The sequence below is a fragment of the Blastococcus goldschmidtiae genome, assembly GCF_031845325.1.
GTDB classification, from domain to species: Bacteria; Actinomycetota; Actinomycetes; order Mycobacteriales; family Geodermatophilaceae; genus Blastococcus; species Blastococcus goldschmidtiae.
Genome location: NZ_JAVREI010000001.1, coordinates 460707 through 480837 on the forward strand (window position 1 = coordinate 460707; position 20131 = coordinate 480837).

The 20131-nt window shown below is 74.4% G+C and carries 21 protein-coding genes and 4 tRNA genes; 16 read left to right on the forward strand and 9 right to left on the reverse strand.

Annotated elements, in window-relative coordinates:
- Positions 1–45: 45 nt before the first annotated feature.
- Positions 46–1110, reverse strand: coding sequence for a Glu/Leu/Phe/Val family dehydrogenase (locus tag RM425_RS02285; protein WP_311343564.1), 1065 nt, complete (start codon positions 1108–1110; stop codon positions 46–48).
- A 143-nt stretch (positions 1111–1253) separates the two neighbouring features.
- Between RM425_RS02285 and RM425_RS02290 the strand changes: the two genes are divergently transcribed.
- From RM425_RS02290 to RM425_RS02325, 8 genes are all read left to right on the forward strand, one after another.
- Positions 1254–2255: a sugar ABC transporter substrate-binding protein gene (locus RM425_RS02290; protein WP_311343565.1), complete on the forward strand. Its 1002-nt coding sequence runs from the start codon at positions 1254–1256 to the stop codon at positions 2253–2255.
- Positions 2256–2278: 23 nt separating this feature from the next.
- Complete coding sequence (locus RM425_RS02295) at positions 2279–3337, forward strand: ABC transporter permease (protein WP_311343566.1); 1059 nt, start codon at positions 2279–2281, stop codon at positions 3335–3337.
- Positions 3334–4155: an ATP-binding cassette domain-containing protein gene (locus tag RM425_RS02300; RefSeq protein ID WP_311343567.1), complete on the forward strand. Its 822-nt coding sequence runs from the start codon at positions 3334–3336 to the stop codon at positions 4153–4155. Before RM425_RS02295 ends, RM425_RS02300 begins: the two co-directional genes overlap by 4 nt.
- 226 nt (positions 4156–4381) lie before the next feature.
- Entirely contained in the window at positions 4382–5677 is a 1296-nt protein-coding gene (locus RM425_RS02305; protein ID WP_311343568.1) for a M23 family metallopeptidase, read from the forward strand.
- Positions 5678–5800: 123 nt separating this feature from the next.
- Positions 5801–6670, forward strand: coding sequence for an MBL fold metallo-hydrolase (locus tag RM425_RS02310; protein WP_311343569.1), 870 nt, complete (start codon positions 5801–5803; stop codon positions 6668–6670).
- Positions 6671–6749: 79 nt separating this feature from the next.
- Positions 6750–8066, forward strand: coding sequence for a class I adenylate-forming enzyme family protein (locus RM425_RS02315; RefSeq protein ID WP_311343570.1), 1317 nt, complete (start codon positions 6750–6752; stop codon positions 8064–8066).
- 17 nt (positions 8067–8083) lie between these two features.
- The gene (gene mftG, locus RM425_RS02320; protein WP_311343571.1) at positions 8084–9580 is read left to right on the forward strand and encodes a mycofactocin dehydrogenase MftG; all 1497 of its coding nucleotides are present in this window, start codon (positions 8084–8086) and stop codon (positions 9578–9580) included.
- 73 nt (positions 9581–9653) lie between these two features.
- Positions 9654–10637 (forward strand): phosphotriesterase family protein, encoded by a 984-nt coding sequence (locus RM425_RS02325; protein ID WP_311343572.1) that lies wholly within the window; start codon positions 9654–9656, stop codon positions 10635–10637.
- 66 nt (positions 10638–10703) lie between these two features.
- Here the strand turns inward: RM425_RS02325 and RM425_RS02330 are convergent, their stop codons facing one another.
- The gene (locus tag RM425_RS02330) at positions 10704–10919 is read right to left on the reverse strand and encodes a hypothetical protein (protein WP_311343573.1); all 216 of its coding nucleotides are present in this window, start codon (positions 10917–10919) and stop codon (positions 10704–10706) included.
- Between the two features lie 288 nt (positions 10920–11207).
- Between RM425_RS02330 and RM425_RS02335 the strand changes: the two genes are divergently transcribed.
- Positions 11208–11921: a phosphodiesterase gene (locus RM425_RS02335; protein ID WP_311343574.1), complete on the forward strand. Its 714-nt coding sequence runs from the start codon at positions 11208–11210 to the stop codon at positions 11919–11921.
- A gap of 227 nt (positions 11922–12148) precedes the next feature.
- Positions 12149–13120 (forward strand): glycosyltransferase, encoded by a 972-nt coding sequence (locus tag RM425_RS02340; RefSeq protein ID WP_311343575.1) that lies wholly within the window; start codon positions 12149–12151, stop codon positions 13118–13120.
- A gap of 39 nt (positions 13121–13159) precedes the next feature.
- Here the strand turns inward: RM425_RS02340 and RM425_RS02345 are convergent.
- The 6 genes from RM425_RS02345 to RM425_RS02370 all read right to left on the reverse strand — a co-directional run bounded on the left by RM425_RS02345 (position 13160) and on the right by RM425_RS02370 (position 16001).
- Positions 13160–13233 (reverse strand) — tRNA-Phe (locus tag RM425_RS02345).
- A gap of 22 nt (positions 13234–13255) precedes the next feature.
- Positions 13256–13332, reverse strand: a tRNA-Asp gene (locus RM425_RS02350).
- 17 nt (positions 13333–13349) lie between these two features.
- Positions 13350–13422, reverse strand: a tRNA-Glu gene (locus RM425_RS02355).
- 102 nt (positions 13423–13524) lie between these two features.
- Positions 13525–13860 carry a hypothetical protein gene (locus RM425_RS02360; protein ID WP_311343576.1) on the reverse strand — a complete coding sequence of 112 codons (336 nt, stop codon included), beginning with the start codon at positions 13858–13860 and terminating at the stop codon, positions 13525–13527.
- Positions 13861–13883: 23 nt separating this feature from the next.
- Complete coding sequence (locus RM425_RS02365) at positions 13884–15425, reverse strand: metallophosphoesterase (protein WP_311343577.1); 1542 nt, start codon at positions 15423–15425, stop codon at positions 13884–13886.
- A 54-nt stretch (positions 15426–15479) separates the two neighbouring features.
- The gene (locus RM425_RS02370) at positions 15480–16001 is read right to left on the reverse strand and encodes a GtrA family protein (RefSeq protein ID WP_311343578.1); all 522 of its coding nucleotides are present in this window, start codon (positions 15999–16001) and stop codon (positions 15480–15482) included.
- Between the two features lie 183 nt (positions 16002–16184).
- Between RM425_RS02370 and RM425_RS02375 the strand changes: the two genes are divergently transcribed.
- The 6 genes from RM425_RS02375 (at position 16185) to RM425_RS02400 (ending at position 19905) form a co-directional block, all read left to right on the forward strand.
- Positions 16185–17066, forward strand: a complete 882-nt coding sequence (locus tag RM425_RS02375; protein ID WP_311343579.1) for a Rieske (2Fe-2S) protein — start codon at positions 16185–16187, stop codon at positions 17064–17066.
- Between the two features lie 377 nt (positions 17067–17443).
- A tRNA-Lys gene (locus RM425_RS02380) sits at positions 17444–17516 on the forward strand.
- Between the two features lie 166 nt (positions 17517–17682).
- Entirely contained in the window at positions 17683–17901 is a 219-nt protein-coding gene (locus RM425_RS02385) for a hypothetical protein (RefSeq protein WP_311343580.1), read from the forward strand.
- A gap of 95 nt (positions 17902–17996) precedes the next feature.
- A complete protein-coding gene (locus RM425_RS02390; protein ID WP_311343581.1) occupies positions 17997–18491 on the forward strand; it encodes a DUF2975 domain-containing protein in 495 nt (164 codons plus the stop codon).
- Complete coding sequence (locus RM425_RS02395; protein ID WP_311343582.1) at positions 18491–18742, forward strand: helix-turn-helix domain-containing protein; 252 nt, start codon at positions 18491–18493, stop codon at positions 18740–18742. Before RM425_RS02390 ends, RM425_RS02395 begins: the two co-directional genes overlap by 1 nt.
- Positions 18739–19905 carry an NAD(P)/FAD-dependent oxidoreductase gene (locus tag RM425_RS02400; RefSeq protein ID WP_311343583.1) on the forward strand — a complete coding sequence of 389 codons (1167 nt, stop codon included), beginning with the start codon at positions 18739–18741 and terminating at the stop codon, positions 19903–19905. The genes RM425_RS02395 and RM425_RS02400 overlap by 4 nt, the downstream gene beginning before the upstream one ends.
- A 5-nt stretch (positions 19906–19910) precedes the next feature.
- On the opposite strand, the gene RM425_RS02405 is transcribed toward RM425_RS02400, so the two are convergent.
- Positions 19911–20045, reverse strand: a complete 135-nt coding sequence (locus tag RM425_RS02405) for a hypothetical protein (RefSeq protein ID WP_311343584.1) — start codon at positions 20043–20045, stop codon at positions 19911–19913.
- Positions 20046–20131: the final 86 nt, after the last annotated feature.

A 20131-nucleotide genomic window follows, 5' to 3' on the forward strand; every position in this document is an offset into this window, starting at 1 on the left:
GGTGCACGTCCCCTCCCCGGACGGGTGCACCCGGGTGGTGCGACGTCAGCGGGGCAGCCGGATCGTGGCCAGCCGGCCCACCGAGCGGATCCGCTCCTCGGCCAGCCGGTCGGCCGCGACGGCCGGGGAGAGGCCGTCGGCGTCGGCCGCACGGAACACCCGCTGGGCGACGTCGAGGATCCCCGCCGCCCGGGCGCGGGCGCGCTCGAAGGAGAACCCGTGCCGCTCGTCCTCGACCTGGATGACGCCGCCGGCGTTCACCAGGTAGTCGGGGGCGTACAGGATCCCGCGGGCGCCCAGCTCGTCGGCCATCCCGGGGGCGGCCAGCTGGTTGTTGGCGCCGCCGCAGACGATCCGCGCGGGCAGCGCGGCCACGGTGGGACCGTCGAGCGCGCCGCCCAGGGCGCACGGCGCGTACACGTCGTGCGGCGTACCGACCAGCGCGGCGGTGTCGGCCACCGCCCGCACCTGGGGGTGCCGGCTGCGGACGCGCTCGACCGCGGCGGGGTCGACGTCGGTGATGACGAGCTCGGCGCCGTCGGCCACCAGCAGGTCGACCAGCTCCGAGCCGACCTTGCCGACGCCCGCCACCGCCACCGTGCGGCCGGCGAGCGTCGGCTGCCCCCAGCAGTGCAGCGCCGCGGCGCGCATGCCCTGGAAGACGCCGTAGGCGGTGAGCACGGAGGAGTCGCCGCAGCCGCCGTAGGCCAGCGAGCGTCCGTGCGCGAAGCGTGTCTCGCGGGCGACCACGTCCAGATCGGCGTTGAAGGTGCCGACGTCGCAGGCGGTGAGATACCGCCCGCCCAGGGCCTCGACGAACCGGCCGTAGGCGCGCAGCAGCGCCTCCGTCTTGTCCGTGCGGGGATCCCCGATGATCACCGCCTTGCCGCCGCCGAGGTCCAGCCCGGCGAGGCTGTTCTTGTACGACATGGCCCGGGACAGCCGCAGCGCGTCGGCGACGGCGTCGTCCTCGGTGGCGTACGGGTAGAAGCGGGTGCCGCCCAGCGCGGGGCCCAGCGCGGTGGAGTGGATCGCGATGACGGCCCGCAGGCCGGACGCCGGGTCGCTGCAGAAGACGACCTGCTCGTGGTCCGAGCCCAGAATGTCCACGGCGCCGAGCGTAGGACCACCGCACCGTTCCCCGGTGCGTCGTACCGGTCGGGCACGCCCGGTGCCCCGGCGGCAGGCATGATGTCCCGTCGGACATCGGCGGAGGGCAGCGCAGCTCCTCCGCGGCACACAGGAGGACTCCCATGCCCGCACCCCGGCGACTTCTCGCGATCGCGCTGGCCGCTCCGCTGCTCCTGGCGGGGTGCACCACCGACGGCGGCGACGACGCCGGCGGCGGGGGCCCGGCGGACGGCGGCGGTGGGGACGGGGACCTGTCCTTCTCGGTCATCACGCACGGCTCGGCCGGTGACGCGTTCTGGGACGTCGTGCAGAACGGCGCCGAGGCCGCCGGGGAGGACCTCGGCATCGACGTCGACTACCAGAGCGACGGCGACCCGCAGCGCCAGGCGCAGCTCATCGACGCCGCGGTCAACCAGGACGTGGACGGCATCGTGGTGTCGATGGCCAACCCCGACGCGATCCAGGAGTCGGTGGAGGCCGCGGTCGCCGCCGGCATCCCGGTGGTCACCATCAATTCGGGCGGCGACCGGTCGGCGGAGTTCGGCGCCATCGGCCACGTCGGGCAGGACGAGGTCGTCGCGGGGCGAGGTGCCGGCGAACGCCTCGGGCGGGACGGTGCGACCAGCGTGCTGTGCGTCACCCACGAGGCCGGCAACATCGGCCTGGACCAGCGCTGTTCGGGCGCGTCGCAGGGCTTCGCCGCCGAGGGCTCGGCGCCCGGCAACTTCACCGTGATGCAGGTGGACATCAACGACCTGACCGGCGCCCAGTCGGCCATCACGGCGCAGCTGCAGGCGGACGAGTCGATCGACGCGGTGCTCACCCTGAACTCGGCGGTCGCCGCCGTCGCCGTCGAGGCCGTCTCCGACGCCGGGGCCGAGGCCGAGGTCGCGACCTTCGACCTGAACCAGGACGTCATCAGCGGCATCCAGGACGGCTCGATCGCCTTCGCCGTGGACCAGCAGCAGTACGAGCAGGGCTACCTGCCGGTCGTGATGCTCAAGCTCTACGCGGAGAACCTCAACACCGTCGGCGGCGGTCAGCCGGTGCTCACCGGCCCCGGGATCGTCGACTCCTCGAACGTCGACGAGATCGCCGACCTGGCCTCGGCCGGCACGCGCTGAGCACCGCGGGAGCACCGCTCCCGGTGGGCACCGGGGAGGCGGGGGAGCCGTCGACGCGGCGGGCCGACGAGCGGCTGACCGCCGCCGGCCCGTTGCGCCGGCTGCTGGTCAGGCCCGAGCTCGGGGCGCTGGTCGGCGCGGTCGCGGTGTTCACCTTCTTCGCCGTGCAGTCCGAGGTCTTCCGCTCCGCCCGCGGCATCGCCAACTGGCTCGACCCGGCCTCGACGCTCGGGATCATGGCGGTGGCCGTCGCGCTGCTGATGATCGGCGGGCACTTCGATCTGTCGGCCGGCGTCATGACCGGGACGACGGCGCTGACCGTGGCGATCGTCGCGGTGGAGTTCGAGCAGAACATCTGGGTGGCCATCGGCATCTCGCTCGGAGTGGCCCTGCTGATCGGCTTCTTCAACGGCTGGCTGGTGACCCGCACCGGCCTGCCCAGCTTCATCATCACGCTGGGCACGTTCCTGATGCTCCAGGGGCTCAATCTCGGGTTGACGAAACTCCTGACCGGCACGGTCACCGCCGGTGGGCTGGCCTCGGCGCCCGGGTTCGGCAGTGCGGAGTGGGTCTTCGCCTCGCGCATGACCATCCTCGGCGCGGAGGTGCGCGTCGCGGTCCTGTGGTGGGTGCTGTTCACGGCCCTGGCCACCTGGGTGCTGCTGCGCACGCGCTTCGGCAACTGGGTCTTCGCGACCGGCGGCGACGAGGTCGCCGCCCGCAACGTCGGCGTCCCGGCCCGGCGGACGACGATCACCCTGTTCATGACCACGGCTGCCGCCGCGTGGTTCGTCGGGACGACGCTGGCCGTGCGGCTGACCTCGGTGCAGGCGAACACCGGCATCGGCCAGGAGCTGATCTACATCGTGGCGGCCGTGATCGGCGGCTGCCTGCTCACCGGCGGCTTCGGCTCGGCGATCGGCGCCTCCCTGGGCGCGCTGGTCTTCGGCATGACCCTGCTGGGCATCCCGTACCTGCGCTGGGACGCCGACTGGTTCTACTTCTTCCTGGGGGCCATGTTGCTGCTCGCGGTGCTGGCCAACCGGCTCGTCCGGCGGTCCGCCGAGGCGGCCCGGCGATGAACCCCCCACCCACCCCGCCGGTGACCGCCCCGGACCCCGCTGCGCCGCTGCTGGAGCTGCGCGGCGTCGGCAAGGACTACGGCTCGGTCATCGCCCTCGACGGCATCAGCACGAGCGTGCGGGCCGGCGAGGTCACCTGCGTGCTGGGGGACAACGGGGCGGGCAAGTCCACGCTGATCAAGATCCTGGCCGGCGTGCACCGCGCCGACCGCGGGCAGCTGCTGCTGGACGGCCGGCCGGCCGACTTCGGCTCGCCGCGGGAGGCGCTCGACGCGGGGATCGCGACGGTCCACCAGGACCTGGCGATGATCCCGCTGATGGCGATCTGGCGGAACTTCTTCCTGGGGGCCGAGCCCACCCGAGGCCGCGGCCCCTTCCGGCGGTTCGACGCGGCCCGGGCGAAGGAGATCACCCGCCGGGAACTGGCCGCCATGGGCATCGACCTCCGCGACCCCGACCAGCCGGTGGGCACCCTGTCGGGCGGTGAGCGGCAGTCGGTGGCGATCGCCCGGGCGGTGCACTTCGGCGCCCGGGTGCTGATCCTGGACGAGCCGACCTCCGCGCTGGGTGTGCGGCAGGCCGGCGTCGTGCTGCGCTACGTGGCCCAGGCGCGCGACCGCGGGGTCGGCGTCGTGCTCATCACCCACAACCCCCATCACGCCCATCCCGTGGGGGACCGCTTCCTCGTGCTGAACCGGGGCCGCAGCCTGGGGTCGTTCGCGAAGGCCGACGTCAGCCGGGACGAGCTCACCCGGTTGATGGCCGGCGGAGCCGAACTGGACCAGTTGGCGCACGAGCTCGAGCGGCCGTCGACCTGATCGTGTCGACATACTGACCGCACCGAGACGGTCACTCACCGTTCTCATTTGGGCGCGTCCCGTGTTGCGCGTGTTGCCTTTGTGACTCCTGGTGACGGTGCAACTCTCGCTGGGCACCAACCCCATTCCCCTTCCCCGGGAGCGAGTCATGTTCCAGCGCCGACCGGCGACCGCGCACCCCGGTGCCCGGCGCCCCCGTCCGGCCCGATCCCTACGGACCGGTCTGGTGGCGGTCCTGGCCGGGACGACGCTGGTGGTCACCGCCGTGCCCGCGCTCGCCGCACCGCCGCCGCCGAACCCGACCGACAGCCAGCTCGGTGACGCCAAGGCCCAGCAGGACGCCGCGGCGGCCGAGGTCGGACGCATCGCCGGCCTGGTGACCGCTGCCGAGGCCGAGCTCGAGCGCGTGGGCTACCAGGCCGAGGCGGCCGGCACCGCCTACGAGGTGGCCAACCAGGCGCTGCAGGCGGCGCAGGAGAGGGCCGACGAAGCGGCCGCACTGCTGCGGCAGGCCGCCGACGCGGTCGCCGCCGCACAGGTCCGCATCGCCCACTTCTCCCGCGACAGCTACATCACCGGCCCGTCGATGAGCACCACGGCGGTGCTGCTGGACGCGCGAGGTCCCTCCGAGCTGATCCAGCGCGCCGCGATGCTGGACTACGTCGCCGCCGACAAGGTGGACGTCCTGGCCGGGATGGAGGTCGCGCGCATCGCGCAGGCCACCGCCGAGTCGCAGGCACGCACCGCGCGGGACGAGATGGCGGCCGCCGAGGAGAGCGCGGCGGCGGCGAAGGCGGCGGCGGACGCGCAGGTCGCCGTCCAGCGCGGCGCCTACGCCGAGATCGAGGCGCAGAAGGCGGTCTACGAGCAGCAGTTCGAGGACGCCAACATCCGGTTGCTGCAGCTGCAGGGCGCCCGGAACGCCCACCAGCAGTGGCAGCAGCAGCAGGCGGCCGAGGAGGCCGCGCGGCGCCAGGCGGCGGAGCGGGCCGCGGCCGAGGCAGCTGCCGCTGCGGCGGCTGCCCGCAACACCAGCTCCGGCGGCGGAGGCGGTGGCGGCGGTGGCGGCTCGTCCGCCGGCCCCGTCCGTGGCGACAGCGGTGGCTCGTCCGGCGCCTACGTGAAGCCGACGTCGGGCCGGGTGTCGAGTTGCTTCGGCGCACGGTGGGGGACCTTCCACGGTGGCGTGGACATCGCCGCCCCGATCGGCACCCCGGTCTACAGCGCCCACTCCGGCGTGGTGCAGCGTGCCGGCCCGGCCACCGGGTTCGGGTACGCCGTCTACATCCTGGGCGACGACGGCTACGTCACCGTCTACGGCCACGTGCACAAGTACTTCGTCCGCGCCGGGGAACGGGTGCGGGCCGGTGAGGTCATCGCCGAGGTCGGGAACCGGGGGCAGTCGACCGGGCCGCACCTGCACTTCGAGGCCCACCCGCGGGGCGTCCTGCACGGCGGGCAGACCGACCCGGTGCGCTGGCTGAACGCCCGCGGCATCACCGTCGGCGGCTGCGGAGGCTGAGGCCGGCATGGCAGAAGGACCTCCCTGCCCCCCACCGCTCGCAGGCTCGCGCTGGGACCCTGCAGGGAGGCCGGCAATGACGCGGGTGGTCGCAGCCGGAACCGCGGGGCTAGCGTGCCTCGCGTGAACGCCCCGCTCGATCCGCGCACCAGCTGGCAGCTCCCGGCCTTCGGCGGCATGCCGCGCACCGCCGACCTGGAGCCGCTGGTCACCCGTGTCCTGGCGCCCAACCCGTCGGGGATGACCCTCGACGGCACCAACAGCTACCTGGTGGGCGCACCGGGCAGCGGCCAGGCCGTGCTGGTCGATCCCGGCCCCGACGACCCGGCCCACCTCGACGCGGTGGAGGCGGCGCTGGCCGCCCGCGGCGCGCGGTGTGCCGCGGTGCTGGTCACCCACCACCACGGCGACCACGCCGAGGCGGCGCTGCCGTGGTCGGCCCGGTTCGGCGTGCAGGTGATGGCCGGGAGCGGCGAGGTCGCCGGCCCCGACGGCCGCGTCCTCACGGGCGGGGACCGGCTGCGGCTGGCCGGCACCACGCTCGACGTCGTCCCGACCCCCGGGCACTGCGCGGACCACCTGGCCTTCCGCCTGGAGTCCGGCGCCGTCCTGGTCGGCGACCACGTCCTGGGCCGCGGCACGTCGGTGGTGACCCACCCCGAGGGCGACGTGGTCGCCTACCTGGAGTCGCTGCGGACCGTGCGCGACCTGGGCCCCAGCGCCCTCTACTGCGGCCACGGGCCCGAGCTGACCGAGGACCCCGGCGCGGTCCTCGAGTACTACCTCGCCCACCGGGCCTACCGGGAGGGGCAGGTGCTGGCGGCCCTGCGGGGCGGGGCGACGACGGTGGACGAGCTCGTGGCGACCATCTACGCGGAGGTGCCACGGTCGGTCTGGTTCGCGGCGGCCCAGTCGACGCGGGCGACCCTCGACAAGCTGAGCGCCGAGGGGCGGGTCGAGCAGGCCCCTGACGGAACGGTGCGCCCGGCGTGAGCGCCGCGAGAACGACGGTCGAGCGAGCATCGCAGGGAGCGCCAGCGACCGAGGAGCGGAACGAGACCGGAGTCGAGCAGTGAGCACCGTTCCCGTGGTGCGGAGCGCGGACAGCGAGCAGGACCAGCGCCGGGCGGCCGCGGCGCTCGCGGCCGCAGGGGTCCGCCGCGGGGACCGGCTGCTCGTCTCCGCCGCCGCGTCGCCGGCGCTGCTGGCCGTCGTCCTCGGCGCCCTGCGCACCGGCGTCGTCCCCGTCGTCCTGGATCCGGGGCTGCCGGCCGCGGAGCGGGCGGCGCTCGCCGAGGACGCCGACGCGGCCCTGGACGTGGGGGACGACCCCGCGCAGCTGCTCTCCGGGTCGGAGCAGGCGGAGCTCGCGGACGTGCCGCTGGCCCGTCCCATGCACTACACCTCCGGGACGACCGGGCGGCGCAAGGGCGTGTGGTCCGGCGTGCTGACCGACGACGACGCCCGGGCGCTGGCCGCCGAGGAGATCGAGCTCTGGGGGTTCGACCGGTACGACCGGCACCTGGTGCTCTCGCCGCTGCACCACAGTGCGCCGCTGCGGTTCGCGATCCACACCCTGCTCGCCGGGGGCGAGGTCCTGCTGCCCGGCCCGTTCGACGCGGCCCGGGCGGCCGAGGCGATCAGCGCGCTGCGACCCACGACCACCTTCTGCGTGCCGACCCACCTGCAGCGCCTGACGGCCCGCGGCGACGTGGAATGGTCGTCCTTCCGCCGGCTCGTGCACGCCGGCGCGCCCTGCCCGGAGCCGCTCAAGCGCGCGGTGCTCGAGGCGCTCCCCGAGGGCTCCGTGTGGGAGTTCTACGGCTCCACCGAGGCCCAGTTCACCGTCTGCTCGCCCGAGGACTGGTTCGCCTTCCCGGGCAGCGTCGGCCGGGCGCGGCCGGGACGGCGCCTGGAGACCGACGAGCGCGGCCAGCTGTGGTGCGCGGTGCCCCGCTGGGCTCGGTTCGAGTACTGGCGGGCCCCGGAGAAGACAGCGGCGGCGTGGCGCGGCGAGCGCGTCACCGTCGGCGACCTCGGCCGCATCGACGACGACGGCGTGGTCTGGCTGGACGGGCGCCGCGAGGACCTGGTGATCTCCGGCGGCGTGAACGTCTACCCGGCCGAGGTCGAGGCCGTGCTCGACGCGCACCCGGACGTCGTGGAGAGCGCGGTCTTCGGCGTGCCCGACCCGGAGTGGGGTCAGCGCGTGGTGGCTGCCTACGTGGGCGACGCCGACGTCCAGGAGCTGACCACATGGGCCCGGGAACGGCTCGGGGCCGCCAAGCGCCCGAAGGGCCTGCACCAGGTGGAGGAGCTGCCGCGGACCTCGACCGGCAAGGTGCGCCGGCTGGACCTGCCCGGAGCGCTCGGGCTCGACGGTGCCTGACCTGCCGGAGGGTGGACATGGCCGCCCCTGAGGGGGCGTGGGACGTCGTCGTCGTCGGCGCCGGCACGTCCGGCTGCGCGATGGCTGCCCGGCTCGCCGATGCCGGCCGCCGGGTGCTGCTGCTGGAGGCCGGCCCGGTGCCGGTGGCGACCGCGGACTGGCCCCCCGAGATGCGCGACCCGACCAGCCTGGCCGCCACCGCGCCCGGCCATCCCGCCAACTGGGACCTGGCCGCCGAGGTGCGCCCGGGCCAGGCCGTCCGGGTGCCCCGCGGCCGCATCGCCGGCGGGTCCAGCGCGCTGAACGCGGCGGTGTGGGTCCGGGCCACGCGTGCCGACCTCGACGGCTGGGCCGCCGCCGGGAACCCGCTCTGGGCGCACGACCGGGTGCTGCCGGCCTTCCGCAGGTCGGAGGCGGACGCCGACTACGGCGACGGGCCGGCGCACGGGGCGGACGGACCGGTGCCCGTGCGCCGGCTGCCGAGCCCCTCGCCGCTGGCCGACGCCTTCGCGGCGGCGAGCACCGAGCTCGGCTTCCCGGCCGAACCGGACAAGAACGGCGACGCCGCACCGGGGTACGGGCCCATCCCGTTCAACGTCGACGGCGGCGTGCGGATCAACACCGCGATGGCCTACCTCGCCCCCCGGCGGCAGCTGCCGGCGCTCACCGTGAGCGGCGGGACGGTCGTGCGCCGGGTCCTGGTGGAGCGGGGCCGGGCGGTGGGCGTGCTCACCGACGACGGGCCGGTCCGCGCGGGCGAGGTGGTGCTCAGCGCCGGCGCGGTGGGCTCGGCGCACCTGCTGCTGCTCTCCGGCCTCGGCCCCGCCGTCGAGCTGGCCGCGGCGGGACTCGACGTCGTCGCCGATCTGCCCGGGGTGGGCACCGCCTTCAGCGACCATCCGCTGGTGTACCTGCCCTACCGGCCGACGCCGGGGCTGTCCGCCTCCGCGTTCCCGCTGCACGGCGTCCTGCACGCACCCGTCGACGGCGGAGGCGAGGTCGAGGTGCTGCCCTGGCTGCGGCCCTTCGACGCCGATGCCGAGCCGATGGTGGGCGTCGGGCTCCAGCGCCCCGTGTCCCGGGGCCGGCTGGGCCTGGACCCGCGCCGGTCCTCGGGACCGCCGCGACTGGCGTACCGGTACCTGACCGAGGAGGCCGACCGGCGGGGCCTGCGCACCGGTGTGCGCCTCACGTCCGCGCTGCTGGGGACGGCCGCGTTCGCGGGGACGGCCACGCCGTCGACGGCGCTGCCTGCTGCGGTGCTGGAGGACGACGCCGCCCTGGACGGCTGGATCGCGGCCCGGATCGGCACGGCGGTGCACCTGTCCGGCACCGCGCCGATGGGTGCGGACACCGATCCCGGCGCGGTCGTGGACCAGCACCTGCGGGTCCGTGGCGTCGCCGGGCTGCGCGTCGTCGACACCTCCGTGCTCCCGTGGGTGCCCAGCAGGGGCACCGCGGCGACGGCGGTGATGGTGGGGGAGCGGGCCGCGGAGCTGATGACCGCGGGCTGAGCCGGTGGACGGCGGGCCGGAGCGGTGCGGCAGTGTGAGCGCCATCACCACCGCCCCGTCCCCAGGAGGAACCGTGCCGCAGGTCCAGACCGTGCGAGGCCCCGTCGACGTCGCCGAGCTCGGCCAGACGCTGATGCACGAGCACGTCTTCGTGCTCACCGCCGACGTGCAGCAGAACTATCCGGAGGAGTGGGGGAGCGAGGACCAGCGCGTCGCCGACGCCGTCGAGAAGCTGCAGGCGCTGGCGGCCGTCGGCGTCCGGACGATCGTCGACCCGACCGTGGTCGGGCTGGGCCGCTACATCCCGCGGATCCAGCGCATCGCCGAGCAGGTCGACCTCAACATCGTCGTCGCCACCGGCTGCTACACCTACGACGACGTGCCCTTCTTCTTCCACCACCGCGGGCCGGCGCTGAACGCGGCGGTCGGCGCCGAGGTGCCCGACCCGATGGTCGACCTGTTCGTGCGCGACGTGACCGACGGCATCGCCGGCACCGGTGTGCGGGCGGCCTTCCTCAAGTGCGCCATCGACGCTCCGGGCCTGACGCCGGGCGTGGAGCGCGTGATGCGGGCCGTGGCGAAGGCCCACCAAAGCACCGGCGTCCCCATCACGGTGCACACCCACCCCGGCACGCAGGCGGGACTGCTCGTGCAGCGGGTGTTCGGCGAGGAGGGCGTGGACCCGGGCCGCATCGTCCTCGGGCACAGCGGGGACTCGGCCGACGCCGACCACCTCAGCGCGCTGGCCGACGCAGGCTTCCTGCTGGGCATGGACCGGTTCGGGCTGTACCTGGACATGCCGTTCGAGGCGCGGGCCGACGTCGTCGTGGAGATGTGCCGTCGCGGCTACGCAGAGCGGATGGTGCTCTCCCAGGACGCCGCCTGCTACATCGACTGGATCGATCCCCAGGTGCTGGCGATGCTGCCCCAGTGGAACTACACGCACATCCACGCGGAGGTGCTCCCGTACCTGCGTGAGCACGGCGTGACCGAGGACCAGATCGACACGATGCTGGTGACCAACCCGCGGCGCTACTTCCAGCAGCCAGACTCGTGACCGGATCGTCCCGGCGGCGCGCAGTCCGCAGCCGCCGGGACGCCGGAGTCGGGGGCCCGCCCTGGATCAGCGGACGGCGGGCAGCTCGCTCGTCGACGTGGAGGCCATCGGTGCCCACGCGTCGGGGTGCGGCCGGCCGGCCTGGGCCACCCACGTCTCGCCCCGCCCGGTGGTCGTCGTGCGCGCGACCGTCGCCGGACGGGCGCTGAGGCTGACGATGAGGGCCAGCAGGACGAGCAGCCCCACGAGGACGGCGCAGAGAACCAGGAGCGTCGAGAGCATGTACAAAAAGTAGTGGTCCGGATCGGTCCGTGTCACCGGGGCGCGGCGGTCAGAATCCGCCGAACGTCGGCGGCAGGATCTGCACAACTCGCCGTCCGGCCACGGCATTCGGCCTGGACGGGGCACAGGAGTGCACGAGACGCCACGGGTCCGGACCCGGCCACCGTAGCGGTCCCCCCGGCGCAGCGGAACGGTGCGCCGACCCTCGGGCGACGGAGCCGCGTGGTCCCGGGATCCGGGGGTAGGGAGGGCGGGAGTCGAGGGTGGTGCGGGTCGAGAGGAGTCCACGTGGCAGACGTGTCGCGGGGGGCCGGCCGGGTCGTGGCCGTGCCGCTGGCCGCGCTGGCCCGGTGGCGGAACGGCAGGCCGATGCACCCGCGCGGGGCGGTGTTCTCCGCGGTCCTGGACCGGCACGGCGGCGACCGGCCCTGGGGTGTGGCCTTCCTCGACGCGACGTCGTGCGACGACGTCGTCGTCCGGCTGTCCCGGGGGGCGGGGCTGCCGGCTCCACTGCCCGACCTGCTCGGCCTCGCCGTGCGCGTGGACGGCGGTTCGGGCGAGCCGGTCGACCTGCTGCTCTCCACCACCGGCCGTGGCGCGCTGACGCGGGTGGTTCCGGCGCTCCGGCGCGACACGGCCTCGGTCTACGGCTCGATCATGGCCTACCGCTCGGCCGCCGGGCCGATCCGGTTGGCGGCGCTGCCCACCACCCAGGGGATCCCGTCCGAGCCGGGGCCGCTGGCCGAGTCGGTCCGTCGGCGGTCACTGGTCTTCGAGCTGGCCGCGGCTCGGGGCCTCGAGCCCTGGCGCCCGTTCGCCCGGCTCACGATCCACGATGCGGTACGGCCGCTCGACCCCGACCTGCGGTTCGACGCGGTGCGCCGTCCCCCGCCGGGCCTGTCGCCCGACGGCCCGCTCGCCCGCTTCCGGCAGCCCGCCTACGCGGCCGCGCAGGAGGCGAGGGGCGACGTCGGCACGCCGTCGTCCGCGCGAGCGCACTGACGGCTCGGATCCGGGTGCTCACCCGATGGAGTTGGTCACGGATTGACAACGAGGTGGCAGGGTAGGGAGACGAGCCGTCACCCCGCCGGAACCGCCTGACCGGGGTGCCCGCGCCGGGCACCGCGAACGCTGCGGTGCTCGAACGCCCGAGGAGCAGAACCCCGCCAGTGATGTCCGCAGACCCCGATCCCGGTGAGCCCTCTGCCGGGACGCCGAGCCCGCTCCGCGTGGCCAGCGTGCCGTTCAGCGACCGGTACGTCGACGCCGTGCTGCCCACGGGCGCGGTCCGCGTGGGTACGCCGGATGAGCCGAGCCGCTGGCTGGACGAGCGGTACCTGACCGAGCACGCCGCCGAGATCGACGTGCTGCACCTGCACAGCGGCTACGCCCACCTCGGCGTGCTGCAGCTCGAGCGCTGGGCCGAGGCGGTCCGGCGGCTGGGCGTGCCCCTGGTCGTCACGGTCCACCAGCTCCGCGACGCCGGGCAGAGCTCCCGCGCCCGGCACGACGCCCACCTGGAGTCGGTCCTGGGGACGGCGGAGGTCGTGCTCACGCTCACGCCGTCGGCCGCGGACGAGATCGCCGACCGCTACGGGCGCACCGCGATCGTGCTGGCGCACCCCTCCCTGGCCGTGCCGGACCCGGACCTGGGTGCCGAGCGGGGGCTCGTGGGCGTGCAGCTGGGCACGGCGTCGGCCGCGGTGCCCGATCCTGCGGCCGTGGCGCGCGCCGCGGCGTCCGGTGCCGTCTCCGGCGGTGGCCGACTGCGGGTGCTGGCGCCGGTGGGGTCGGACGTCGACCCCGGGGTGCGAGAGATGGCCGGGAACGGCGAGCTGGAGCTGGTGGTGCACCGGCCCGAGGAGGTGGCCGACCAGCTGCAGCAGCTGCACGTGGCGGTCCTCCCCGAGCGGTGCGGGACGCACTCCCGCGATCTGGAGGTCTGCCGCGACGTCGGCACCCGCGTGGTGGCGCCGAGCTGCGGCTTCTTCGCCGACCAGTGGTCGGAGGTCGTGACCTACGGGAACGACGAGGTCGACGGCCTGGACCCGGTGTCGCTGACCGCTGCGGTGTCGGCGGCGCTGACCCGGCCGATGCCGCGGCCGGCCGACCGGACGTGGCGCGGTGAGCAGGCCGAGGCGGTCCGGCGGGTGCACGCGGAGGTCTACGCCCAGGTGGCGGCGGACCGCAGCTGGGTCTGAGTCCGCGACCGGATCCGGTGGCGGGGGAAGAGAAGAGGGTGGGCAGGGGCGGGGTCGAACCGCCGACCTCTCACTTTTCAGGCGAGCGCTCGTACCGACTGAGCTACCTGCCCCTCCCGGTGCTCGCGCACCGGGTGGCGACCCTGACGGGACTCGAACCCGCGACCTCCGCCGTGACAGGGCGGCGCGCTAACCAACTGCGCTACAGGGCCTTGCTGTGGTGATGCTGTGCCCCCAACGGGGTTCGAACCCGTGCTACCGCCTTGAAAGGGCGGCGTCCTGGACCACTAGACGATGAGGGCTCGTTCTGCCGGGGGCAGGAGAAACAATACATGCCACCGGAGGGCGCTCCGCACCGGGGCGCCGGGTCGTGGCGCCAGGTCGGGGCGGGTCCGTCTGCGGCCTCAGCCCAGGGACGCGGTCAGCTCGATCCCGTCGGCGCTGACCGAGGAGCACTCGAGGTCCAGGCTGCCGGCCGAGACCTGCTCGCCCTGGGTGCAGGAGACGTCGGCGGAGCCGACGCGCAGCGAGGCGCGGCCGTCCTCCGTCCCGGTGAACGCCAGCGTGGTGCCCAGGAGCTCCACCTGTGCGTCGCTGCTCTGCAGGGTGACGGTGCACGAACTGGTCGTGCAGGTGACGTTCTCGGTGCCGAACGAGCACCCGGTCAGGGCGGTGAGGCCCAGCCCACCGGCGAGCAGCCCGCCGGCCAGGCGGGCGCGGGGCGTCGTGGTCACGGGCATGGCCGCAGCGTAGGTCCGCGGGGTCAGCCGGTCGGGGACGCCGGGCTGCTGTCGGCGTCCTCGCCCTCCGCGGCACCGGCCCCGCCCTCCGCGGCATCGGCCTCGTCCTCCGCGGCGCCGCTCTGCTCCCCGGCCGGGAGCTCGGGGACGACGGTGCGCTCGATCGTCACCTCGGACTCGCCGAGGCCGCCGAGGGTGATGTCGTCGTAGGCCTGCAGGCGGCCGGTGTCGGCGTTGAAGTAGAGCACCGTGCAGGTCAGCGGCTCGGGGAACTCGCCCTCGAGCGCCCGCAGACCTGCTCCGCCGGTGGAGCCCTGGACCATCAGCAGCGATCCGTCGTCCAGCTCGGAGACCTGACGGTCGTGGGTGTGCCCGGCCAGGATCAACGGCGCCAGGCCGTCCACCGGGGGGGCTTGTTTCGGGTCGTGGACGAGGGCGATGTCCGGCGGCTCGGGCAGGGAGTCGATCAGCTCGGCCAGCCGCTCGCCGGAGCGGACCAGCACCTCGGGGCCGGCGTCGTCGTCACCGGTGCTCTTGTCCGGGGTGAACCGGGGATCCTTCGCGCCGACGATCGAGATGCCGGCGATCTCGGTGGCCGAGAAGTCGAGGACGGTGGCGTTGGGCTGGGCGGCGACGCGCTCGGCGGTGGCCACGGAGTCGTGGTTGCCGCGGATGAACACGTAGGGCACACCGAGGGTGCGGATCGAGTCGACCATCTGGCCCTCCGGTGGGCTGCCCCAGTCCGTGATGTCCCCGGTGTCCAGCACGCCGTCGACCTCGAACGAGCCGACCACCTGCTCCACGAGGTCGAAGCCCGCGGGGTTGAGGTGGATGTCGGACACGTGCAGCAGCGTCACCGTCTCGTCGGTGGAGCCGGGCGCGGGCAGCGCCGAGAGGGTGCTGTAGAGAGAGCCGACGTTGGCGACGAGGTCGGTGAGCGATGCGCGGTAGGCGTCGAAGCGGGCGAGGAGGTCCTCAGCGCTGCCGATGAGGCTGTTCGCGTTCACCAGCAGGCCGGTGTACGTGGGCGTGGACAGCGCCTCCGGCCGCCAGGTGGACGCGCCGACGCCGCCGATGCCGAGCAGCAGCGCGCCGGTCAGGCCCGCGGCAATCAACGGCTCGCGACGTCGCCGCAGGACCACCCAGGACACCAGCGCCGCGCCGCCGACGGCGGCCAGGACGGTGATGACCACCAGCTCGACGACGGCGTCCTGCAGGTCCTCGGTGACCCGGTCGACGACGCCGGCCAGCCGGACCGGGTCGTTGGCGAGCGCCTGGGCACGCACCTGGTCCACGCTCTGCAGCCGGACGTCGAGGCGCAGCGGCCCGTCGAAGACGTCGGCGGCCAGGGAGCCGAGCGGCGGGACGGCCACCTCGGCGCCGCCGGACCCCGGGCGGATGGCGAGGCTGGCCTCGAACGGGCCGATCGGTGCGGAGATGCGGGCGAAGAGCAGGACGGCGATCAACGCACCGACCAGGGCCAGGCCGACGCGGGCCGCCCACAGACCGGCCAGGCGACCCCGGCGGTGCCACGGCGAGGTCGGGTCGTCCTGTGGCTCGGTCACCCCGCCCAGGCTAGTGAGCCGATTGCGGACGGGACGGGACCGAACTGCGGGCGGTCACCTTTCGGTGACGGCGGGGCGGCGGAAGATCCAGCGCAGCGCGATGAAGCGCAGCAGTCCGATGATCGCCGTCACCGTCACCACGGCGGTGATCTGGAGTGCGACGGGGGCTTCGGCCGCCGTGGTGTTCACCCAGCCCAGAGTGGCGCTGGTGGCCACCAGGCCGATGGCGGCGACGGTGCTCGCCTCCCACTGCGCGGTGAACCAGCCGACCCGGTCCTCGGCGTGGAAGGTCAGCCGGCGGTGCATCTCGTTGGCGAGCACGGTGGAGGCGGCGGTGGCGATCAGGTGCGCGACGAGGTATCCCAGCCCCTCGAAGGGGATGAAGAGCAGGGCGTAGACGAGGGTGGTGGAACCACCGACCAGCACGAAGCGGGCGAACTGGGCCAGGGTGTCGTCCTGTCGCAGCCGCTCCGCGAGTCGTACGGTCCACCTGCTCGCGGCGGGTGCCTCCGGGACCGTCTCCTCCGCAGCGTCGTGCGCGGCAGCGCAGCGGCGCAGCAGCGACGGGCGGGTCACGGAGGTCCTTCCGGGCCGGGGGTGGGGTGAGCGCGGTCCAGGGTCCTCCTCGGATCGCGCGTTGTCACAGGGCAGCATGCCCGTTCCCACTGACGGGAAGAACCGATTTCTCCGGGAAGCACCCGGACGAGACCGGCTCGTGACCGGGGAGTCGCCGCCGGGTGCCACGGGTAGAGGGCGCTCATGAGTCTCATGGGGTTCCTCGACCGGGTCGCCGACGTCGCGACGTTCGACAAGGTGATCGAACCGGCCCGCCGTGCAGTGGTGAGCGTGTTGAAGCCGCCCGCGGTCAAGGATCTCCTGCACGGCACCTGGATCGGCCACCCCCTGCACCCGATCCTCGTCCAGGTGCCGGTGGGCAGCTGGGTGTCCGCCGGTCTGCTGGACGCCGTTCCGCGGCTGCGGCCGGCAGCCACCGTGCTGATCGGTGCCGGGGTGGCCGCGGCGGTGCCCGCGGCGGCCTCCGGAGCGGCCGACTGGTCGGAGCAGGGCACCGGTGTGCGCCGCCTGGGCGCGCTGCACGCGGTGATGAACTCCGTCGCCCTGGGGCTGTACGTCGGATCGCTGGCGGCGCGGGCCAAGGACCGGGGTGGGCTCGGGCGCGTGCTGTCCTACAGCGGCCTGGCCCTCGCCGGCGGGTCGGCGGCCATCGGCGGTCACATGTCCTACGCGCAGTCCTCCGGCGCCTCGCACGCGGCGACGGCGGTGCGTGCCCTCTCGACCGACTGGCTGGACCTCGGCCCGCTGGACGACTTCCCCGAGGGGCGGCCGGCGCTGCGCACGGGCTCGGGGGGTTCGGCCGACGTCCCGCTCGCGGTGGTCCGGCGGGGCGCGCGGGTCGACGTCTTCGTCGGGGCCTGCTCGCACCTCTCCGGGCCGCTGCAGGAGGGGACGGTCGAGGAGGTGCGCGGCTCGGAGTGCCTGGTGTGCCCGTGGCACGGCTCGGCGTTCGACCTGGACAACGGGGAGCCTCGACGGGGGCCGGCCGCGAACCCGCAGGAGAAGCTCGAGGTGCGGATGGAGGCCGGGCGGGTCATGGCCCGCGTGCCGAGCCGCCACCGCTGAGGCCGGAGAAAGAAGCCGGCCCGGCCGGCCCGGGGGGAACGGGGGGAACGGGTCGGCCGGGCCGGGGCACGGGGCCGCCCGTGCGCGAAGCCGGGCGGATCGGTGATGACCGTACGTAATCACGGCCCGCGGGCGGCATCCCCTGATCGGGTGGAAACCGGACGGCGTGGTCACGGATAGCTCACTCCCCGGCTCGCCGGGGGTTCACCCGTGGGTGGGCCGGGCACCCGGCGGGGATGTTCTTCCTCTTCTCCAGCCGCCTGGGCTGTCTCGGTTCCCTGGCGCTCTCCGCGCTGCTCACCGTCCTCCTGCTCCTCGTCCTCGACGTGCTGTGACGCGGGGGGCTGGAGTCGGGTCTGGGAGACTGGCTCCGGCCAGGGCCTCTAGCTCAACTGGCAGAGCAGCGGACTTTTAATCCGCGGGTTGTGGGTTCGATCCCCACGGGGCCCACTCACGACGGTGCCTGCCGACGCGTCCGCCGGTCGGGGGCCGTTACCGGCCCGGGCTCGAGGGGTCGACCCCCCCCGTTCGTGCCGGCTCGCTCCGCAATCGGCCTTCAGTCGACCGCCGGTGCAGCCGATGCTGGGAGGGTGGGTGCAGATCCCGCCGTGCCGGTATGACCGAGGAGACATCGATGGACTTCATGCGCCGCCTGCAGGCGGACAATCCGGTGCTCTTCCTGGTGGTCCTGTTCGTCGGCATCTTCATCGCCTTCCAGCTGCTGCTGTTCGTCGCCGAGCTCGTGCTGGGGCCGTTCGGGCTGCCGGGATGGGCGCCGCTGGCCCTCGTGCTGGTGGGTCTCGTGGTCGTCGCACGCAGGCAGGGCTCGCGCTAGCGGTCCCGTACCGCGCTTCATCGACCGGGCGACACGCATCGCGGTTCAGCCGCTGTCGATTGACTTTCGATAGTTAGTGCACGACTGTCGATGGTATGACGCACCTGCGCCACGTCGTGGTGCCCCTTCGCATCCTGCTCGTCATCGCCCTCGCCGCGCTGCTCGCCGCCCAGGTCTGGGCGGTGCCGGCCGTGCTGCCGGACATCTCCGAGCCGTCGCTGGAGAGGTCCTCCATGCGCGGGATCATGCTTGCCGCGGCGGTGCTCGGGCTGGCGTGCGTCCAGGCCGTCGTCGTCTGCACCTGGCAGCTGCTCACGCTGGTCACCGACGACCGGATCTTCAGCGACGGCGCCCTGCGCTGGGTGAACGGGATCGTCCGGGCGGTGGTCGCCGGCTGGCTGATGCTCGTGGTGACCTTCGTCTGCTCGTACTACTTCGTCGTCGACGAGGTCAGCGACGACGCCGTCCTCCCCGCAGTCCTGCTGCTGCTGCTGCTCGTCGGCGCCGTCCTCGGCCTGCTCATGGTGGTCATGCGTGCGCTGCTCCGGCAGGCGACGGCGCTGCGGACCGACATGGAAGCGGTCATCTGATGCCCATCGTCGTGCGGATCGACGTGGAGCTGGCCCGGCGCAAGATGAGCGTCGGGGAGTTCGCCGAGCGGGTCGGGCTCACCCCGGCCAACGTGGCCGTGCTGAAGAACGGCCGGGCCAAGGCGGTGCGCTTCAGCACGCTGGAGGCCATGTGCCGGGTGCTCGACTGCCAGCCCGGCGACCTGCTGGAGTGGGTCCCGGACGGCGAGCCGAGCTCCGACGCCGCACCGCGGGAAGCCGCGAACCGGTGAGCGGCGCCGCGGAGACGGTCGACGTGCTGGTGGTCGGCGCCGGGCTGGCGGGGCTGCACACGGCCACGCTGCTCGCCCGTCGCGGACACGAGGTGATGCTGGTCGACCGGCGGGCCGACCTCACCACGGCCATCCGCACCACCGGCATCTTCGTCCGCAAGACGCTCGACGACTTCCCGCTGCCGGCCGAGTGCCTCGGCCCCCCGATCCGGCGGGTGGTCCTCTACCCGCCGGGACGGGCGCGGCCGGTGACCCTCGACAGCCCGCGGGACGAGTTCCGGGTGGGCGACATGGGGCCGCTCTACCTGGCCGCGGCCCGTACGGCGGTGGAGTCCGGCGTGCGGATCGCGCTGGGCACGCGCTACACCGGCCGCGGGCTCAGCTCCGCCCTGCTGGTCGGCCCGGACGGGCCCACCTCGGTGCGCACCCGCTTCCTCGTCGGTGCCGACGGCGCACGGTCGAGGGTGGCCCGCGATCTCGCCCTGGACCGCAACCGGCAGCTGCTGGTCGGGGCCGAGGAGGTCTTCCCGGTGGCCTGCAGTGCCGAACCCCCGGCGTTCCACTGCGTCCTCGACCCCTCGATCGCGCCCGGCTACCTGGCGTGGGTCGTCAACGACGGGCGACATGGACACGTGGGCGTCGCGGGGTACGCCGACCGCTTCCCCGACGGCATGGTGGCCGCCCTGCGGCGCTTCAGCGCCTCGGCACCCGGGCTGTCCGGCGTCGACCGTCCGGACGAGGTCGACCGGCGGGGAGGGCCGATCCCGGTGGGCGGCCTGCTGCGCCGGATCAGCTGCCCCGACGGCCTGCTCGTGGGCGATGCGGCGGGCGCGGTCTCCCCGCTGACCGCCGGAGGCCTCGATCCCTGCCTCCGGCTGTCGGAGCACGCCGCCGCCGTGCTGGACGAGGCGCTGCGCACCGGACAGCGCGATGCGCTCGCCCGCTACGACGGCGCCGCGCTCCGGGCAGGGTTCCGGGGGAGGGTGCTGCTGCGCCGGGGGCTGGCCCGGGTGCGCACGCCCGGCGTCGCCGCGGCTGCGTTCGCGCTGCTCCGGACGCCGCCGGGGCGGGCGGTGGCCGGCAGCATCCTGTTCGGGGACCGGTCGTTCCCGACCCCGGCGACCCCGGGCCGGCTCACGTCCCCGCTGGCGAGCCGGTCCTGAGCCGGTCAGCCGCGGGCGGTGCCCTGCGCCGGCGGCACGACGAGCTCGCGACGGCTGCGCAGCCGTCCCGGGAGGCGGTGACCGGTGACGGACTGGTGGTGGACCGCGCTCGCGCGGTCGGGGCGGGTGGTCATGTCCATCTCAACTCTCCTCGGTCCTGCGATGGTCCCGAGCATCGAGGAGGGGTCTGACAGTTCCGCGGCCGTGACCTGCGAGCTCCCTGTCA